Consider the following 18,415-nt stretch of genomic DNA (forward strand, 5'->3'; position numbering starts at 1 on the left):
TCCTGTTTGCTCCCCACGCTTTCGCGCCTCAGTGTCAGTTACAGACCAGAAAGTCGCCTTCGCCACTGGTGTTCCTCCATATCTCTACGCATTTCACCGCTACACATGGAATTCCACTTTCCTCTTCTGCACTCAAGTCTCCCAGTTTCCAATGACCCTCCACGGTTGAGCCGTGGGCTTTCACATCAGACTTAAGAAACCACCTGCGCGCGCTTTACGCCCAATAATTCCGGATAACGCTTGCCACCTACGTATTACCGCGGCTGCTGGCACGTAGTTAGCCGTGGCTTTCTGGTTAGGTACCGTCAAGGTGCCAGCTTATTCAACTAGCACTTGTTCTTCCCTAACAACAGAGTTTTACGACCCGAAAGCCTTCATCACTCACGCGGCGTTGCTCCGTCAGACTTTCGTCCATTGCGGAAGATTCCCTACTGCTGCCTCCCGTAGGAGTCTGGGCCGTGTCTCAGTCCCAGTGTGGCCGATCACCCTCTCAGGTCGGCTACGCATCGTTGCCTTGGTGAGCCGTTACCTCACCAACTAGCTAATGCGACGCGGGTCCATCCATAAGTGACAGCCGAAGCCGCCTTTCAATTTCGAACCATGCAGTTCAAAATGTTATCCGGTATTAGCCCCGGTTTCCCGGAGTTATCCCAGTCTTATGGGCAGGTTACCCACGTGTTACTCACCCGTCCGCCGCTAACTTCTTGAGAGCAAGCTCTCAATCCATTCGCTCGACTTGCATGTATTAGGCACGCCGCCAGCGTTCATCCTGAGCCAGGATCAAACTCTCCAATAAAGTTAGTTTGTCTAGCATCTAAAAATAAAAATTGACGTTTCACGTTGTTTGTTTCGTTCAGTTTTCAAAGAACTACTTGGTCGCTCATTTGCGACTTCCTTATGTTAACATCTTCGTTTTTCGATGTCAACTAAGTTTTTCAATTTCTTTTTTGTCGTTTTCTGCGTTTCCGCATCAGCGACGTTTATTAATTTACCATATACAAACTATTAACGTCAATACTTTTTAATAAAAAGTTCTTCTTCTTACATAACGAATACATTCCTCTGCGTTAGCAACTCTCCGAAACAAACAAAAAATGATTTTATATCTTTCTTCCATCGCCTTTTTTACAACTTCATGAATACGCTCATCTTCAAAATCAAATAAAAGTTCCTCTAACTCTCTCTTTAATATGTATTCCATCTCTTTTCTCTCTTCTTTTGTCAACATCAGCCCAAGCAAATGATCACCTCAATAATTCCTTACGTAACAATAAACGTTCCGCTCATTTTCACTTATTACAATCCTATCATTCATTATATCCACTACTTACGATATTAATCCTTTGTTCTCTTTTTTATATTTCCAGCATATATGTAACTGAAAAGGATTGGACAAAGGGGCGTAATATTATGTTTTTCTTTTTTATTACGAGTAAAAGAACTTTTAAACACATTAGCTTAATAGTGATACTTTCCTTATTTACAGCATGGCTACTCTTTTTAAAAACATATTCACATGAATCTGCTTTTTCAACTGCTACAGGCCCTAAAGTAATTTACAAAGGAGATACCGCTAAAAAGCAAGTTGCATTTACGTTTGATATTAGTTGGGGAGACAAAAAAGCAATTCCAATCCTTGATACTCTTAAAGAAAGAGAAATTAAGAATGCAACCTTCTTCCTTTCTGCTGCATGGGCCGAAAGACACCCCGATATTGTAGAGCGCATCATGAAAGATGGACACGAAATCGGTAGTATGGGTTACAATTACACATCTTATACTTCTCTAGAGACGAATGAAATAAGACGAGACCTTTTACGAGCACAAGATGTTTTTACAAAACTTGGTGTAAAACAAGTCAAACTGTTACGTCCACCTAGTGGCGAATTTAACAAGGCAACCCTTAAAATTGCAGAATCACTTGGATACACCGTCGTGCATTGGAGTAATAATTCAAACGATTGGAAAAACCCAGGTGTAAACCACATCGTTTCCACCGTCTCTAATAATTTGAAAGGTGGAGATATTGTCTTATTACACGCATCCGATTCTGCCCTTCAAACAAATAGAGCTTTACCGCTGCTCCTGCAAAAATTAAAAAGTGATGGATATGAGCAAATATCCGTATCACAACTTATTTCCAACACAAGTACGAAAAGTGAAGATGTGAAATAGCTTCGTCCCTACTACTCTTCACGTATAAAAAGCTCTACTACCTTTCAAGAAGGTGGTAGAGCTTTTTTAATCACACCATTTCCAGTAATATAACTGCCGGTGTATAAAACCTCTCTCTATTAAGCAGGTTTACTCGTTTTTCCGATTAAACGATGTAATACAAGTAATTGATATGCATTACATAACAATAGCGGTATAACCATTAAATATAACCAATCTGTATCATTAATCCGAAGCGCCGGTACCCATTCAAGAATTGTTACAACAACCATAAAGAACAGAGCTGGCACAAATGCTTTTTTATTTGTTTCTTTACTTTTTACATAAGCAACAATTGCTCCAAACACAAATAAAATTCCAGCAACAAGTATGTTATTCCCCAATGAGACTTCCCCATTTGCAATAAGTACAGACCTTAAATACACAAAATCAAATAATACGAATGCAATAAAGAAGAGCTGGACTGCATTCCATAAAGACGATGAGCGAAACATCCCTAGTCCAAAACGATGGATTGTTAAATATGCAAAGAATCCCATTTGACTTATAACGCTAAAAATAAATCCTACCCCCATCAACCAGAAAGATACCGCTAAAATCTCCTTAACGTCGAAATTTTGAAAAAATTCATTGTACCTGTCCCACTCCAAAACAAAACCAATAATAACTGTGCTAATCCCACCAAGAAACAACGTCGTTAAAAATAGTCGTACCCACTTGCGGCTATTCACAACACATCCCCCATTATCCTTATATTTCTAATTAAATTGTATCAATGACAATTTCAAAAAGCTAGCCATGTTCATGTATAAATTCCTTAAAGATATTTATATTAAAAAGAGAGAACTGTGCTGAAAGGAGTTCCAACTTATGAAACGGATACTATTCATTTTCGTTTCTTCTTTTCTACTTATCGCACTTGTAGCATGCGCACAAGGAAAAGAAACGAAATCCGAACTAGATTACGATCAAACAAAGAAAATGATTGTTGATATTTTAAAAACAGATCAAGGTAAGAAAGCTATTCAAGATGTATTAACTGATGAAAAAATGAAACAAGCACTCATACTAGATGAAACAGTAGTAAAGAAAACGATTGAAGATGCAATGGTATCCGATAAAGGGCAACAATTCTGGGAAAAGCTCTTTAAAGATCCTGAGTTCTCATCGAAGTTCGCTAAAAGTATGGGGAAAGAACAAACCCAATTAATGAAAACCTTATTAAAAGACCCTGAATACCAAGCAGGCGTTATAGAAATCATGAAAAATCCTGAAGTAGAAAAAATGATGTTACAAACAATGAAGAGTAAAGAATACCGTCAATATCTACAACAAGTACTAACAGAAACTGCTGAAAGTCCACTCTTCCAATCCAAGATGATTGATATCATTAGTAAAGGTGTACAAAAGGCTGAAAAAGGTGGATCTGATAAGAAAGAAGCAGGCGGTGACGGTGGTTCTCAAGGCGAGAAGAAGGAAGAACAGTGAAAATAATAACTATAATAACGAGTGGACAATGTATAAATTGTCCACTCGTTATTACTTTATCTTGCTATTAACAGACAAAATGGCCCTCTAGTTAAGCGAAAAGTTTACTAGTAACAAAACCCTTATTGTTGCCAGTAACAGATGAACTCCACTGATTAAAGTTTCACTTTATTTTTGTGTAACAGCTGTTTTATCAATTACCACTTCGGCTATTTTACTATAAATAATGCCGGTTGTATGTGTATCTTCATATACTGAAGGAGCAAAGTCTTCTTTATTCCAATCAGGTTGTTGCAGCGGAATACGACCAAGAACATTTGTTTGTAGTTCGGTAGCCAACTTATCTCCCCCGCCTCTTCCAAATACATATTCTTTCTCACCAGTTACCTTACTTTCAAAATATGCCATGTTCTCAACAACACCGAGAATACTATGTTCAGTGCGTAATGCCATCGCTCCAGCACGCGCTGCTACAAACGCAGCTGTTGGATGAGGCGTCGTTACAATAATCTCTTTGCAAGATGGCAACATTGAGTGCACATCTAACGCAACATCACCTGTTCCTGGTGGTAAATCTAGTACTAAATAATCTAAATCGCCCCATTCCACTTCTGTGAAGAAGTGGTTTAACATTTTCCCAAGCATAGGTCCTCTCCAAATAACTGGTGCATTATCCTCTACAAAGAAGCCCATTGAGATTACCTTTACACCTAAACGTTCCACCGGAATTATCTTGTCACCTCTTACGATGGGACGTTTTTCTATCCCCATCATGTCTGGCACACTAAAACCGTAAATATCCGCATCAATAATACCAACTTTTTTTCCTAAACGAGCTAAAGCAACTGCAAGGTTAACGGAAACGGTTGATTTTCCCACGCCACCTTTTCCACTCGCTACTGCTAAGAATGTCGTTTTTGAATTTGGTGACAATAAAGATTCACTTTGCTCTGCTTCTTGTTCTGGTGCAAACTGAGCTAATTCCTCTTCTGTAAATTCTGCAAAACGAAGTCCAACTGTTGCTGCTCCAAGTTCTTTTACTAACTTTACAATTCCAGACTGCAACTGCATTTGTTCCGCTGTACCAGTTTTTACGATTGCAATTTTGACACTCACATGTTCCTTCTCAGGCTTGACTGTTACCTCTTTAATTGCACTTGTTTCTTTTAATGTTTTATGTAAAAACGGATCTACAATCCCTTCTAACGCTTCAACCACTTGTTCTTTCGTTACCATAATTAACCCAGCCCCCTGTATGAAAAATAACGTAATGTTAATTGAATTCATCTTTGTTTATTCTTCAAATTAATGCGTTTACATTTCCAGTATAACATATTTTCCGAAAACTTCGTTAACGAGAGAAACTCAAAAAAATCCTCCTTATTCTGGAGGATTTCCTTTTTCCGTGAAATAACGCAATATACCACGGTATATTGCAGCTGCTACCTTCTGTTGATATTTCTCCGAATTTAACATATACCTTTCGTTCACATTCGATAAAAAGCCGGCTTCAATTAAAGCACCTGGTGTTTTCGCATACTTCAATAAGTATACGTGAGAGATTGTTTTAGCAGAACGATTCGTATTTTCTAAACTCGTTCTCAATTCAGCCTGTATAAATTTAGCAGCACGTTCATTTTCAATTGAAGAGCGATAGTAGAATGTTTGTGCGCCTTTCGATCCACTACTAGTTAAAGCATTTAAATGAATGCTTGCAAAAAAGTCTATATCTGGTTTATTGATGATTTCTACACGTTTTTTTAAATCCTCCGCTTTACGTCTACTATATGACTTTGTATCTTTGTTAGCTAAATCATAATCTCCCTCACGCGTTAAAATAACTAGTGCACCTTGTTCTTGTAAATAGTCTTGTACCTTTTTTGTAATTTCAAGCGTAATATCCTTTTCTATAATATCCTTTCCACCAACAGCCCCTCCATCTGGTCCACCATGCCCAGCATCTAATACGATTACTTTCCCTGATAAGGGTAAATTCCAAGCTCGCCACGATTTTGTGATTTGAAATTCTTGTTTGACTAAAAAAAACAAAACAACCGCAGCGAGTGCAAAAGAGATAATTCGAATTCTCTTCATACCTTTCCTCCTCCAGCTAGTCCCTCTAATTACTTATATGGGACAAGAGGAAAGTTTATGCTTGTCTTAATGAAGCTTTAATCGATATCTTCTTTCACCTTTTTCATACCCTTCTTGCCACCACAATCCTATAAACTGCTGACAAGATTCAAAAAGTAATTCCTCATCTTTCAACTTTATTTCTCGCATAGTCATACTCGTTAAAAATTGAAATAGCGTTTCAGTTAATTGTTGTTCTTCTTCTAAAGCTCTATATTTCACATCAAAAAACGATTCACCATAATAACCAAATTTACTATATCTCGCTCCTAATAAATAAGATTCTATCCCTAATTCAATACAGTAATCTTCATACTGACGATGAAGCTCTTGCATTTGAAAGGCATCACGAATATTTGAGCGCAATGTTTTTAATGATAATTCTCGCAGCATCTTCCGCTCGTATTTTAACTGCTTTTCTTTTTGTTTTTCTTGTAAGCTGACAATGACATTCATAGTACTTATAAACCTCCCTAATACGTATAGTCTAAACTTCTAAAGAAGAAGCATACGCGAGGCCGTAGCACTAAAATATTCCAAGCTAAAAAAATTGTAAAAGAGGAATGAAACACAAAAAAACCCCAACCAAAATGGTTGGGGTTTGTAGTTCGCAAAAATTAACGTTTTGAGAACTGAGGTGCACGACGTGCGCCTTTAAGACCGTATTTTTTACGCTCTTTCATACGTGCGTCACGAGTTAATAGACCTGCACGTTTTAGTGTTAGACGGTATTCTGGATCAGCTTTTAATAAAGCGCGAGAAATACCGTGACGAATAGCACCAGCTTGACCAGTGTATCCACCACCATTTACGTTTACAAGTACATCGTAGTTACCTAAAGTTTCTGTTGCAACTAGAGGTTGTTTCACTACTTCACGTAATGCAGCAAATGGGATATAGTTTTCAAAATCACGACCGTTAATGATAACGCGTCCTTCGCCTGGAACTAGGCGTACGCGCGCTACTGAACTCTTACGACGTCCAGTGCCATAGTATTGAACCTGTGCCAAAGTAAGCCCTCCTTTAATTAATTATCCGCGAAGTTCGTAAACTTCTGGTTTTTGTGCTTGGTGTGGATGCTCTGCTCCAGCATACACGTTAAGTTTCTTAGAAACTTGACGGCCTAAGCGTCCTTTTGGAAGCATGCCTTTAATTGCAAGCTCTAACATTTGTACAGGGTAGTTTGTACGCATTTCAAGAGCTGTTCTTTGCTTAAGTCCACCTGGGTGGTTAGTGTGACGGTAGTAAATTTTATCGTTTAATTTATTACCTGTTAAATGAATTTTCTCAGCGTTAATAATAATTACATGATCACCCGTGTCAACGTGTGGTGTAAATGTAGGTTTGTTTTTACCACGTAAAATGGATGCTACTTCAGTAGATAGGCGACCTAAAGTTTGACCTTCAGCATCAACCACATACCATTTACGCTCAACTTCGTTAGCTTTTGCCATAAAAGTCGTACGCATGTGTTTCCCTCCTCGTTATCTTTTCCATAGAAAAAATCTATTGTTTATCTTAAACACGATTTCCTTCCGGGGCTAATCGTGGTTTTAGAAACAATACCATATGTTATGATATACTTTTGAGTTTCTAATGTCAAGCAAATGTTACACCAGGATTAGTTGTTATAGTTTACCTCCCATAGGTAAAGCCCATGACCTGGAGCCATCTTTCCAGCAAACTGACGATTTTGTTTCGCTAAAATCTCTGGAATGCTATCAGGATCAAGCTTTCCTTGCCCTACGTTAAGTAACGTACCAACAATAATTCTGACCATATTATATAAAAATCCATTACCTACAAAACGAAAAATTAATTCATCATCTTGCTCAATTAACTCGATTTCATAAATTGTTCGCACTTTATCTTTTTTGTCAGTTTTTGCCGAGCAAAAAGAAGTGAAATCATGCGTTCCAATAAAATAAGGAATTGCTTTTCTTATAGAATTGATTTCGAGCGGATATGGATATTGATATACGTAATTTCTACGGAATACATCCGCAGTCTTTGATAATAATACACGATAACGATATTCTTTTTTCTCAACACCGTAACGTGCATGAAATTCTTCTGTTTTTTTCTCTACTCGCCTAATAACAATATCATCTGGCAACATTGTATTTAAAGCGTTATTCCATTGCCACTCCTCAAGAGACAAAGGAGTATCAAAGTGTATTACTTGCCCTTTTGCATGAACCGTAGAATCTGTTCTACCAGACGCCTGAACACGAACAAGTTCTCCCTTATGCAATTTCTGTAATGCTTTTTCTATCTCCTGTTGAACAGTACGATGCTTCGGCTGAATTTGATAACCACAAAAATGCATACCATCATATGCAACCGTACATTTTATTCTATCCATTTCTCTATTCTCCATTACGATCGCACCCATGCCAAAATACAAGCTAAACAAAATAAGCTTACAATCGTTACTGTATCGCTTGTTTTCCAGCGTAGTTGCCTAAATTTAGTACGTCCTTCACCACTTTGATATCCACGAGCTTCCATCGCAATAGCTAAGTCCTCTGCACGCTTAAAAGCACTGATAAACAGAGGAACGAGCAGTGAGATAATAGCTTTCATTCTATCTTTTATCGGTCCACCAGCGAAATCAATACCACGTGATGCTTGTGCTTTCATTATTTTACTCGTTTCATCCATTAATGTCGGGATAAAACGAAGAGAAATTGACATCATTAATGCGATTTCATGAACAGGAACCTTTATACGCTTCAATGGCTTTAATAACGTCTCCAAACCATCTGTAATTTCAATAGGTGTCGTCGTTAACGTTAATAATGTCGTCATTAAAATAATAACGAAGAACCGTACAGAAATGTATATCCCTTGCTCTAATCCTTTTTCATGTATCGAAAACCAACCAAGCTGGAGTAGTACATCCCCCTCTTTATTTGTAAAAATATGCAGGAAAAATGTAAAAAGAAAAATCCATAAAATTGGTTTTAAGCCCGAAAGTACATAACGAATCGGCACTTTTGCAAAAAATAAAGCAATGAGTGCATATAAAAATAAAAATCCATATGAAATCGCATTATTTGCTAAGAAAACAACAAATACATATAAAAAGACAATCAGCAGCTTCGTACGTGGATCAAGTTGATGAATAAGTGAATTCCCCGGGATATATCTCCCAATAATCAACTGCTGCATGATTCATGACCACCTTTTCGTAACACCTGCACAACTTCATGAGTAAGATCCTCTAAAGATAAGGTAGCCTTTGGAATTGAAATACCAAACTTCTCTTCAATTGCACGTTTATACTTTAATGACATAGGAAGATCCACACCAATTTTCTCTAGTTCATCAGCATGTGAAAATACTTCCTCTGCACTTCCTTGCAAAAAGACCGTTCCTTTATGCATAACTACAATTTGTTCCGCATACTGAGCAGCATCTTCCATATTATGCGTTACAAGGATAACTGTAAGCCCTTTCTCCTTATGCAACTTATAAAACATCTGCATAAGTTCGTTCTGCCCTTTTGGATCTAGACCTGCTGTAGGTTCATCTAATACAAGCACTTCAGGTTCCATTGCCAGTACACCCGCTATAGCAACACGTCTCATTTGTCCACCACTTAATTCGAACGGAGAACGTGTTAACAGTTCCGGTTCTAGCCCTACAAGTTCTATTGCCTCTCTAGCCTTTTGCTTCGCTTCGTCTCCAGATACCCCGAAATTAGTAGGTCCGAAGCAAATATCTTTCTCCACAGTTTCTTCAAACAACTGATGTTCCGGGAATTGAAAGACAACCCCTACTTTTTTACGTAGTGGCTTTAGCTTTTTTTCTTTCTTTCCTGCCGAAATCAAATGTTCACCAATTTGAACTGTACCATTTGTCGGCTGCAATAAACCATTTAAATGTTGAATCATCGTCGACTTACCTGAACCAGTATGACCGATAATGGCATAATAGCCCCCACTTGGAAACGACACGTCTACATCATAAAGTGCGCGTCTTTCAAATGGAGTTTTATATTGATAACGATGTTCTACTTTTTGGAATGTAATCTCCAAAGTTCGTTCACCAAGCTTTCCATTGTAAGATGCGTATTTTGCAAAAGAATTTCATTTCTTTTTAATAATTCTGCTATTTTCACCGAAAACGGTACATCTAAGCCAATTTCTTGGAGCATATGAGAGGACTTGAAAATTTTCTCTGGAGTCCCTTCCTCTAATATTTCTCCCTTATTTAAAATAATGACACGATCTGACTGCGCCGCTTCTTCTAAATCGTGCGTAATTGATAACACGGTAATACCTTTTTGATTAACAAGTTGTCTAACCGTTTCTACTACTTCACGTCTTCCTTGAGGATCTAACATTGACGTTGCTTCATCTAATATTAAAATAGATGGCTGAAGTGCTAAAACGCCCGCTATTGCCACTCGCTGTTTTTGCCCACCAGATAAGGAATGAGGCTCATCATTAAGAAAATCTTCCATACGGACAAGTCGTAAGGCCTGTTCTAATCTTTCAATCATTTGTTCTCTTGGCATTCCGATATTCTCTAAACCAAATACAACATCATCTTGCACTGTTGTTCCAACAAATTGATTATCTGGATTTTGAAATACCATTCCAATTTGTTTTCGAACATCCCATACCGTTTCCTCTGATAAAACCATTGAATCATTTACTGTAATAGTCCCTGCTTCCGGCAAAAACAAACCATTCAATAATTTTGCAAGTGTAGACTTTCCTGAACCGTTTTGTCCAATAATAGATACCCATTCTCCCTCATATAAGGAAAATGAAACATCTTTTAATGCATACGTGGCTGCCCCAGGATATTGAAATGATATATTTCCTATCCGAAGTTTCTCTTTTTTCAATAGAAGGCACCCTTTCCTTCGCCAAGCTCGCCTATTTTTATATTTAAAAAAAAGGGCCATGACCAGTTTCTTGAAAAGAACTGTCCTGCCCTTTTAATTATCATTATACTAACTCGATAATTACCATTGGTGCTGCGTCTCCGCGACGTGGACCAATTTTTGCAATACGAGTGTATCCGCCTTGGCGCTCAGCATAGCGTGGAGCTACATCAGCGAATAATTTTTGAAGTGCATCTTGACCAGTCTCAGCGTTAGCTACTTCATTGCGAATGAAAGCTGCTGCTTGACGACGAGCATGAAGATCTCCGCGTTTACCTAAAGTGATCATTTTTTCCACTACAGAACGAAGTTCTTTTGCACGAGTTTCTGTCGTTTGGATGCGCTCGTTGATAATTAAATCAGTAGCTAAGTCACGTAACATAGCTTTACGTTGCGCACTTGTACGGCCTAATTTTCTGTATGCCATTCGTAGTTCCCTCCTTTGTTCATGGGTTTAAATCCTCAGTCGTCTTTACGTAAACCTAAACCTAATTCCTCAAGTTTATGTTTAACTTCTTCTAAGGATTTACGTCCTAAGTTACGAACTTTCATCATATCTTCTTCTGTTTTGTTCGCAAGCTCTTGTACAGTATTAATTCCTGCACGTTTTAGGCAATTATAAGAACGAACAGAAAGGTCTAGTTCTTCGATAGTCATCTCAAGAACTTTCTCTTTTTGATCTTCTTCCTTCTCGACCATAATCTCAGCATTTTGTGCTTCATCAGTTAAACCAACAAAGATATTTAAATGCTCAGTTAAGATTTTGGCACCTAAAGAGATAGCTTCTTTTGGCCCGATGCTTCCATCCGTCCATACATCAAGCGTAAGCTTATCATAATTAGCCACTTGTCCGACACGTGTCTTTTCCACTTGGTAAGTCACACGTGATACTGGAGTATAAATAGAATCAATAGGAATTACTCCTATTGGTTGATCTTCGCTTTTATTTGCATCAGCTGGCGTATACCCACGGCCACGCTTTGCAGTTAAACGCACGCGGAAATGCGCATCTTTTGCTAACGTTGCAATGTGTAAATCTGGATTTAAGATTTCTACATCACTATCGTGAGTAATATCAGCAGCTGTGACAATACCTTCGCCCTGCACATCAATTTCCAACGTCTTCTCTTCTTCAGAGTAGATTTTAAGAGCTAACTTTTTCAAGTTTAAGATGATCGTCGTAACGTCTTCTACTACGCCCTCAACTGTTGAAAATTCATGTAATACGCCATCGATTTGGATAGCAGTAACAGCGGCACCAGGGAGTGAGGATAAAAGAATACGACGTAAGGAGTTACCCAAAGTAGTACCATATCCACGCTCAAGCGGTTCAATTACGAATTTACCATATTTAGCATCTTCGTTAAGTTCAACCGTTTCGATTTTCGGCTTTTCGATTTCAATCATTAACTAAACCCTCCTTCAAAACGTCGAAACCCCGGTTAAACAAAGGTATAACCCCTGTCTAACCGAAAGTCCCCCTTAGGCAGTTCCCGATTGTGCACAACAAGCGATGTTTCTGTACGAAATTTCTCGATAATGCATCATATCCATTATAGACAAAAGGGAAAATTCTATACAGAAAAATTACACACGACGACGTTTTGGCGGACGACATCCATTATGAGGAACTGGAGTAACATCTCTAATTGCTGTTACTTCTAGACCTGCAGCTTGAAGAGCACGAATTGCAGCTTCACGACCAGCACCAGGACCTTTAACAGTAACCTCTAAAGTTTTTAAACCGTGCTCCATTGCAACTTTAGCAGCAGCTTCAGCAGCCATTTGCGCAGCGAATGGAGTAGATTTACGAGATCCACGGAAACCAAGTGCACCAGCACTAGACCAAGAAAGTGCGTTACCGTGAGTATCTGTAAGTGTTACGATTGTGTTGTTGAAAGTAGAACGAATATGAGCTATACCAGCTTCGATATTCTTTTTCACACGTTTTTTACGAGTGTTTGTTTTACGTGCCATTGTTAGTTCAACCTCCTTTACTTATTATTTCTTTTTATTTGCTACTGTACGACGTGGACCTTTACGTGTACGAGCATTGTTTTTAGAATTTTGACCACGAACTGGTAAACCACGACGGTGACGAAGACCACGGTAAGAACCGATCTCCATTAGACGTTTAATGTTAAGAGATACTTCACGACGAAGGTCTCCCTCAACTTTAATACGATCGATAACATCACGGATACGTCCTAATTCGTCTTCCGTTAAATCACGAACTCGTGTTTCTGAAGAAATACCAGCTTCAGTAAGAATTTTTTCAGCAGTTGTGCGACCAATGCCGAATACGTAAGTTAAAGAAATAACAACGCGTTTGTCTCGAGGAATATCTACACCTGCGATACGTGCCATTCTGAATGCACCTCCTTCTGATTAACCTTGTTTTTGTTTATGTTTAGGGTTTTCACAAATAACCATTACTTTTCCACGTCTACGAATAACTTTACATTTTTCGCAGATTGGTTTAACTGACGGTCTTACTTTCATGTCTCGAACCTCCTTAAAGATTACGGAGTGCTATATTATTTAAAACGGTACGTAATACGACCACGATTTAAATCGTACGGAGATAATTCTACCGTAACTTTGTCTCCTGGTAAAATACGAATGAAGTTCATACGGATTTTACCAGAAACGTGAGCCAATACGACATGCCCATTCTCTAATTCTACTTTGAACATAGCATTTGGCAACGTTTCAAGAACGGTACCTTCGACTTCAATTACATCATCTTTAGCCATTCAATAGTTCTCCCTTCTTCAAATCAGTAACATTTTACACTGCTCTGAAATCCCGGAGAGCCAGCTACTTATAAAGTGGTAAGGATTTCGTATCCTGCTTCTGTAAGAGCAATCGTGTGCTCAAAATGGGCACACCATTTACCATCTACCGTTACCACTGTCCAGTCATCAGATAGTGTTTTTACATATCGTCTTCCTTGATTCACCATCGGCTCAACACAGATGACCATTCCCGGCTTTAATCTAGGGCCTCTATTTGGTGGACCATAGTGCGGGATTTGAGGGTCCTCATGTAAGTCTTGCCCGATTCCGTGACCAACATACTCCCTAACGATCGAGAATCCATTCTCTTCAGCATGGGTTTGAACCGCATGTGAGATATTTGATAATCTCTCGCCTGGTTTTACTTGTTCTAGACCAAGATACAACGATTTTTCTGTGACATCAAGTAGCTTTTGAACAGATTCAGAAATGTTTCCAACTGGATACGTCCATGCAGAATCTCCATGGTACCCATTGTATTTCGCACCAATATCGATACTGATGATATCGCCCTCTTTGAGCTTGCGCTTTCCTGGAATTCCGTGTACAAGCTCTTCATTTACAGAAGCACATATGCTCCCCGGAAATCCGTTGTATCCTTTAAAAGATGGCGTAGCACCATATTTTTGAATCGTCTTTTCCGCTATTTGATCGAGCTCTTTCGTTGTAATTCCTGGAGTAATGTGCTGTTTCAACTCTTGATGAGTTAAAGCAACGATTCTGCCAGCTTCTCGCATGATTTCTATCTCGCGAGGAGTTTTGCAGATGATCATTACGCTAAGCCTCCGATGAGAACATCGATATCAGCAAATACTTTATTGATATCTTGCTCACCATTAATGCTTTTTAAGTAACCAAGCTCGTCGTAGAAATCAAGCAAAGGTTTTGTTTGCTTAATATTTACATCTAAACGATTTGCTACAGTTTCTTCATTGTCATCAGAACGTTGGTATAATTCGCCACCACATTTATCGCACACATCAGCTTTTGCTGGTGGATTGAATTCTAAGTGGTAAGTCGCACCGCACTCTTTACAAATGCGACGGCCTGTAAGGCGTTTTAATAACAACCCTGAATCCACATTAATGTTTAAAACATAGTCGATTTTTTTGCCAAGATCTTTCATAATCTCTTCAAGAGCTGATGCTTGTGCAACAGTTCGTGGGAAACCGTCTAGTAAGAAACCTCTTACGCAGTCTTCTTGACTTAAACGTTCACGAACAATTCCGATTGTAACTTCATCTGGAACAAGTGCACCTTTATCAATAAAAGATTTTGCTTGTAGACCCATTTCAGTTTCAGCCTTCATAGCTGCACGGAACATATCTCCTGTTGAAATGTGAGGGATGTTATACTTGGCTACAATCTGTTCGGCTTGTGTACCTTTACCAGCACCAGGAAGCCCCATTAAAATTAAGTTCATCCTTGTTCCCCCTCAGTACATGAGCATGTAGGGAAGATAGTTCTTCCCACTTACTCACTGCTTGATAAACCCTTTGTAATGGCGTTTTACCAGTTGGCTTTCTAGCTGCTTCATTGTTTCTAAAGCAACGCCGACAACGATTAACATACTCGTTCCACCAATCTGTGCAGATGGAGGAAGATTTCCCAATTTCGTAAAAATAACTGGTAAGATTGCAATCGCTGCTAGGAAAATTGATCCTACAAAGGTCAAACGATACAAGATTTTTGTTAGATATTGTTCTGTATTCTTACCCGGACGAATACCTGGAACATATCCACCTTGCTTGTTTAGATTCTCTGACATTTGCTCTGGATTAACCTGAACAAATGCATAGAAATATGTGAAGGCTACAATGAGCGCAACATATATGATCATTCCCACTGGGTGAGAATAGTTAAAGTTTGCAATAATCCACTGCGATACATCATGTTTCGGGAAGAACTGTGCAATAGTTGGAGGCGTAATTAAGAATGAAACAGCAAAAATGACTGGAATAACACCCGCACTATTTACCTTAAGCGGTAAATGTGTGTTTTGTGCTCCAGCATGATTCCCATTCCCTCCTGTTACACGCTTCGCGTATTGAATTGGGATCTTTCTAACAGCTTGTTGAATGAAAATAACACCAACAATAACTGCTAGCACAGCTAGTAAAATCAATGCAACTTTAACGATACTCATGAACAATTGATCTCCGATATTTTGAAACTGTTGTTGATACACTTGAGATATAACACTTGGGATCGCTGCAGCAATACCGCCAAAGATAAGGATGGAAATACCATTACCTACACCTTTAGCTGTAATCTGTTCGCCTAACCACATTAAAAATGCAGTACCAGCAGTCAGTACCGTAGCAATGTATAAATAAGTGCTCCAACCAGGATTCAAAATTAATTGCCCACCTACCATACCGTTAAAACCGATTGACATACCAAACCCCTGAATAAACGCAAGAACAATTGTAAAGTAACGCGTGAATTGCGTTAGTTTACGACGGCCCATTTCACCTTGCTTCGACCATTCCGAAAATTTAGGAACAACATCCATCTGCAATAATTGCACGATGATGGATGCTGTAATATACGGCATGATTCCCATCGCGAAGATGGAGAAGTTTTTCAAGGCGCCACCGCCAAATGTATTTAGGATGCCTAAAGCATTTAATTGGTCTTGTGCTTTCAGTACGTCTCCATTTGTAAATGGCACTGGGATAAACGTGCCAATCCTGAATACGATTAACATCGCTAAAGTGAATAATATTTTACGTCTTATCTCAGCAACGCGCATAAAGTTGGAGATTGTACGAAACATTAGATCACCTCAACTGATCCGCCAGCTGCTTCAATTGCTTCTTTAGCACTTGAAGAGAACTTGTGCGCTTTAACAGTTAGTTTTTTCTCTACTGCTCCGCTTGCAAGAATTTTAACACCGTCGTTTAACTTGCTGATAACGCCAGTTTCCAGCAATAATTCAGGTGTTACTTCTGTACCATCTTCAAAACGATTTAACGTTGATAAGTTTACAATAGTAAACTCTTTACGGTTAATGTTTGTGAAGCCGCGTTTTGGTAAACGACGGAATAATGGAGTTTGACCACCTTCGAAGCCAAGACGAACACCGCCACCAGAACGTGCGTTTTGTCCTTTATGACCTTTACCAGCAGTTTTACCGTTACCAGAACCGATACCACGACCGACACGGTTACGTACTTTACGAGAACCTTCTGCAGGTTTTAATTCATGAAGTTTCATTCCCAGGCACCTCCTTATATTAATGAGTTATCCTTAAGCTTCTTTTACAGTTAAAAGGTGAGAAACTTTGTTGATCATACCAAGAATAGCAGGAGTTTCTTCCTTAACTACAGTTGAATTCAACTTTTTAAGACCTAAAGCTTCTACCGTCGCACGTTGATCTTGTGGACGACCAATTACACTACGAGTGAGGGTAATTTCTAACTTTTTCGCCATTTGTTTTCCCTCCTTAACCTAGTAGCTCTTCTACAGATTTACCGCGTAATTTTGCAACATCTTCAGCGCGCTTAAGTTCGCTTAATCCGTTCACAGTAGCGCGAATCATGTTGATTGGTGTGTTAGAACCAAGAGATTTCGAAAGAATATCTTGTACACCAGCTAATTCAAGAACCGCACGAACAGGTCCACCAGCAATAACACCAGTACCCTCAGCAGCAGGTTTTAAGAATACTTCACCAGCTCCAAAGTGACCGTTGATTGTGTGTGGAATTGTTGTACCAACTAATGGTACAGCGATTAAATTTTTCTTAGCGTCTTCGATAGCTTTGCGAATTGCGTCTGGTACCTCTTGTGCTTTACCAGTACCGAATCCAACATGACCGTTTTTATCGCCAACTACAACTAGTGCAGCAAAGCGGAAACGACGACCACCCTTAACAACTTTCGCGACACGATTTATCGTAACTACACGTTCTTCAAGTTCTAATTTACTTGGGTCAATGCGATGCATCAATTTTCCCTCCTTTGACCATTAAAATTGTAATCCAGCCTCACGAGCAGCTTCAGCTAGAGCTTTAACACGGCCATGGTATAAGTAACCACCGCGATCGAATACTACTTCTTTAACGCCTTTCTCTACAGCACGCTTAGCAACTGATTCTCCAACTTTCGTAGCAGCTTCAGTATTGCTAGTACCGTTAAGAGCAAGGTCTTTATCAAGAGTAGATGCACTTACTAACGTTACACCATTCACATCATCAATAACTTGAGCGTAAATATGTTGGTTAGAACGGAACACGTTTAAACGTGGACGCTCTGCAGTACCAGTAAGTTTAGCACGTACACGTGCATGTCTTTTCTTACGAGTCGCATTTTTATCAGCTTTAGTGATCATTTTCTTGTCACTCCTTTCTCTCACCTAACGGGTTTACTTAGCAGTTTTACCTTCTTTACGACGAACAACTTCGCCTTCGTAACGAATACCTTTACCTTTGTAAGGCTCAGGAGCACGTACAGCACGGATGTTAGCAGCAAATTCGCCAACACGTTGCTTGTCGATACCTTTAATTACGATTTTAGTTGGTGCAGGTACTTCAACTTCAAGACCTGCTTCCGGAGTCATTTCTACTGGATGAGAATAACCTACGCTTAAAACAAGTTTATCTCCTTGTTTTTGAGCACGGTAACCAACACCGACTAATTCAAGTCCGCGTGCGAAACCTGCAGTTACACCTTCAACCATGTTTCCGATTAAAGCACGAGTTGTACCGTGTAATGCACGGTGTTCCTTCTGTTCAGATGGACGCTCAACTGTTAGTGTATTTTCTTCAATTTTGATAGACATATCAGCATTGAATTTACGAGTTAATTCACCTTTAGGGCCTTTTACTGTTACAGTATTGTCTTCTGCAATTGTAATAGTAACACCTGCAGGGATTTCAAGAATCTTTTTACCAATACGAGACATGTGGTCACACCTCCG

27 protein-coding genes and 1 rRNA gene (1 of these 28 cut by a window edge) are annotated in these 18,415 nt (G+C 39.1%); 2 read left to right on the top strand and 26 right to left on the bottom strand.

Annotation, left to right across the window (positions count from 1 at the left end; translation table 11 throughout):
- Together MHI28_RS17245 and MHI28_RS17250 are read right to left on the bottom strand one after the other, a co-directional pair.
- A 16S ribosomal RNA gene (locus MHI28_RS17245) occupies positions 1–796 on the bottom strand (it extends 756 nt beyond the left edge of the window).
- A 225-nt stretch (positions 797–1,021) separates the two neighbouring features.
- Complete coding sequence (locus MHI28_RS17250; protein ID WP_000901146.1) at positions 1,022–1,240, bottom strand: hypothetical protein; 219 nt, start codon at positions 1,238–1,240, stop codon at positions 1,022–1,024.
- A gap of 170 nt (positions 1,241–1,410) precedes the next feature.
- Between MHI28_RS17250 and pdaB the strand changes: the two genes are divergently transcribed.
- Positions 1,411–2,175, top strand: coding sequence for a polysaccharide deacetylase family sporulation protein PdaB (pdaB, locus tag MHI28_RS17255; RefSeq protein WP_000464716.1), 765 nt, complete (start codon positions 1,411–1,413; stop codon positions 2,173–2,175).
- Between the two features lie 119 nt (positions 2,176–2,294).
- Here pdaB and kbaA read toward each other — a convergent pair whose 3' ends face one another.
- Positions 2,295–2,906 carry a KinB signaling pathway activation protein KbaA gene (gene kbaA, locus MHI28_RS17260; RefSeq protein ID WP_001088533.1) on the bottom strand — a complete coding sequence of 204 codons (612 nt, stop codon included), beginning with the start codon at positions 2,904–2,906 and terminating at the stop codon, positions 2,295–2,297.
- Between the two features lie 139 nt (positions 2,907–3,045).
- Between kbaA and gerD the strand changes: the two genes are divergently transcribed.
- Positions 3,046–3,663, top strand: coding sequence for a spore germination lipoprotein GerD (gene gerD, locus MHI28_RS17265; protein WP_000821601.1), 618 nt, complete (start codon positions 3,046–3,048; stop codon positions 3,661–3,663).
- Positions 3,664–3,831: 168 nt separating this feature from the next.
- On the opposite strand, the gene MHI28_RS17270 is transcribed toward gerD, so the two are convergent.
- The 23 genes from MHI28_RS17270 to rplF form a co-directional block, all read right to left on the bottom strand.
- On the bottom strand, positions 3,832–4,899 hold the full coding sequence (locus tag MHI28_RS17270; protein ID WP_000256626.1) for an Mrp/NBP35 family ATP-binding protein: 1,068 nt from the start codon (positions 4,897–4,899) through the stop codon (positions 3,832–3,834).
- Positions 4,900–5,043: 144 nt separating this feature from the next.
- Positions 5,044–5,757, bottom strand: coding sequence for an N-acetylmuramoyl-L-alanine amidase CwlD (gene cwlD, locus MHI28_RS17275; RefSeq protein ID WP_000822437.1), 714 nt, complete (start codon positions 5,755–5,757; stop codon positions 5,044–5,046).
- 66 nt (positions 5,758–5,823) lie between these two features.
- Positions 5,824–6,252, bottom strand: coding sequence for a DUF2521 family protein (locus MHI28_RS17280; RefSeq protein WP_001101005.1), 429 nt, complete (start codon positions 6,250–6,252; stop codon positions 5,824–5,826).
- 161 nt (positions 6,253–6,413) lie between these two features.
- Positions 6,414–6,806, bottom strand: a complete 393-nt coding sequence (gene rpsI / locus MHI28_RS17285) for a 30S ribosomal protein S9 (protein ID WP_000079986.1) — start codon at positions 6,804–6,806, stop codon at positions 6,414–6,416.
- A gap of 21 nt (positions 6,807–6,827) precedes the next feature.
- Entirely contained in the window at positions 6,828–7,265 is a 438-nt protein-coding gene (gene rplM, locus MHI28_RS17290; protein WP_001260795.1) for a 50S ribosomal protein L13, read from the bottom strand.
- A gap of 152 nt (positions 7,266–7,417) precedes the next feature.
- Positions 7,418–8,161 (bottom strand): tRNA pseudouridine(38-40) synthase TruA, encoded by a 744-nt coding sequence (gene truA / locus MHI28_RS17295; protein ID WP_002084072.1) that lies wholly within the window; start codon positions 8,159–8,161, stop codon positions 7,418–7,420.
- A gap of 14 nt (positions 8,162–8,175) precedes the next feature.
- A complete protein-coding gene (locus MHI28_RS17300; protein WP_001186530.1) occupies positions 8,176–8,970 on the bottom strand; it encodes an energy-coupling factor transporter transmembrane component T family protein in 795 nt (264 codons plus the stop codon).
- Positions 8,958–9,839, bottom strand: a complete 882-nt coding sequence (locus MHI28_RS17305; protein ID WP_000406529.1) for an energy-coupling factor ABC transporter ATP-binding protein — start codon at positions 9,837–9,839, stop codon at positions 8,958–8,960. Before MHI28_RS17305 ends, MHI28_RS17300 begins: the two co-directional genes overlap by 13 nt.
- The gene (locus tag MHI28_RS17310; protein ID WP_000711763.1) at positions 9,815–10,657 is read right to left on the bottom strand and encodes an energy-coupling factor ABC transporter ATP-binding protein; all 843 of its coding nucleotides are present in this window, start codon (positions 10,655–10,657) and stop codon (positions 9,815–9,817) included. The genes MHI28_RS17305 and MHI28_RS17310 overlap by 25 nt, the downstream gene beginning before the upstream one ends.
- A gap of 103 nt (positions 10,658–10,760) precedes the next feature.
- Positions 10,761–11,123 carry a 50S ribosomal protein L17 gene (gene rplQ / locus MHI28_RS17315; protein ID WP_000331490.1) on the bottom strand — a complete coding sequence of 121 codons (363 nt, stop codon included), beginning with the start codon at positions 11,121–11,123 and terminating at the stop codon, positions 10,761–10,763.
- A gap of 35 nt (positions 11,124–11,158) precedes the next feature.
- Positions 11,159–12,103, bottom strand: coding sequence for a DNA-directed RNA polymerase subunit alpha (locus MHI28_RS17320; protein WP_000569643.1), 945 nt, complete (start codon positions 12,101–12,103; stop codon positions 11,159–11,161).
- 180 nt (positions 12,104–12,283) lie between these two features.
- Positions 12,284–12,673 carry a 30S ribosomal protein S11 gene (gene rpsK / locus MHI28_RS17325; RefSeq protein WP_000101797.1) on the bottom strand — a complete coding sequence of 130 codons (390 nt, stop codon included), beginning with the start codon at positions 12,671–12,673 and terminating at the stop codon, positions 12,284–12,286.
- Positions 12,674–12,697: 24 nt separating this feature from the next.
- The gene (gene rpsM, locus MHI28_RS17330; protein ID WP_000090792.1) at positions 12,698–13,063 is read right to left on the bottom strand and encodes a 30S ribosomal protein S13; all 366 of its coding nucleotides are present in this window, start codon (positions 13,061–13,063) and stop codon (positions 12,698–12,700) included.
- Between the two features lie 21 nt (positions 13,064–13,084).
- On the bottom strand, positions 13,085–13,198 hold the full coding sequence (gene rpmJ, locus MHI28_RS17335; RefSeq protein WP_000868344.1) for a 50S ribosomal protein L36: 114 nt from the start codon (positions 13,196–13,198) through the stop codon (positions 13,085–13,087).
- Positions 13,199–13,233: 35 nt separating this feature from the next.
- Positions 13,234–13,452: a translation initiation factor IF-1 gene (gene infA, locus MHI28_RS17340; protein ID WP_001029884.1), complete on the bottom strand. Its 219-nt coding sequence runs from the start codon at positions 13,450–13,452 to the stop codon at positions 13,234–13,236.
- 68 nt (positions 13,453–13,520) lie between these two features.
- The gene (map, locus tag MHI28_RS17345) at positions 13,521–14,267 is read right to left on the bottom strand and encodes a type I methionyl aminopeptidase (RefSeq protein WP_000582539.1); all 747 of its coding nucleotides are present in this window, start codon (positions 14,265–14,267) and stop codon (positions 13,521–13,523) included.
- Positions 14,267–14,917 carry an adenylate kinase gene (locus MHI28_RS17350; protein WP_001048995.1) on the bottom strand — a complete coding sequence of 217 codons (651 nt, stop codon included), beginning with the start codon at positions 14,915–14,917 and terminating at the stop codon, positions 14,267–14,269. The genes map and MHI28_RS17350 overlap by 1 nt, the downstream gene beginning before the upstream one ends.
- A 54-nt stretch (positions 14,918–14,971) precedes the next feature.
- On the bottom strand, positions 14,972–16,273 hold the full coding sequence (gene secY / locus MHI28_RS17355) for a preprotein translocase subunit SecY (RefSeq protein ID WP_000490118.1): 1,302 nt from the start codon (positions 16,271–16,273) through the stop codon (positions 14,972–14,974).
- The gene (gene rplO, locus MHI28_RS17360; RefSeq protein ID WP_000766083.1) at positions 16,273–16,713 is read right to left on the bottom strand and encodes a 50S ribosomal protein L15; all 441 of its coding nucleotides are present in this window, start codon (positions 16,711–16,713) and stop codon (positions 16,273–16,275) included. The genes secY and rplO overlap by 1 nt, the downstream gene beginning before the upstream one ends.
- Positions 16,714–16,746: 33 nt before the next feature.
- Positions 16,747–16,929 carry a 50S ribosomal protein L30 gene (rpmD, locus tag MHI28_RS17365; RefSeq protein ID WP_001085233.1) on the bottom strand — a complete coding sequence of 61 codons (183 nt, stop codon included), beginning with the start codon at positions 16,927–16,929 and terminating at the stop codon, positions 16,747–16,749.
- Positions 16,930–16,942: 13 nt separating this feature from the next.
- On the bottom strand, positions 16,943–17,443 hold the full coding sequence (gene rpsE / locus MHI28_RS17370; protein WP_000554646.1) for a 30S ribosomal protein S5: 501 nt from the start codon (positions 17,441–17,443) through the stop codon (positions 16,943–16,945).
- A gap of 21 nt (positions 17,444–17,464) precedes the next feature.
- Positions 17,465–17,827 carry a 50S ribosomal protein L18 gene (rplR, locus tag MHI28_RS17375; RefSeq protein ID WP_000628818.1) on the bottom strand — a complete coding sequence of 121 codons (363 nt, stop codon included), beginning with the start codon at positions 17,825–17,827 and terminating at the stop codon, positions 17,465–17,467.
- 33 nt (positions 17,828–17,860) lie between these two features.
- Positions 17,861–18,400 carry a 50S ribosomal protein L6 gene (gene rplF, locus MHI28_RS17380; protein WP_000086551.1) on the bottom strand — a complete coding sequence of 180 codons (540 nt, stop codon included), beginning with the start codon at positions 18,398–18,400 and terminating at the stop codon, positions 17,861–17,863.
- Positions 18,401–18,415 lie beyond the last annotated feature (15 nt).

The organism is Bacillus sp. FSL K6-0268, assembly GCF_038005425.1.
GTDB classification, from domain to species: Bacteria; Bacillota; Bacilli; order Bacillales; family Bacillaceae_G; genus Bacillus_A; species Bacillus_A thuringiensis_S.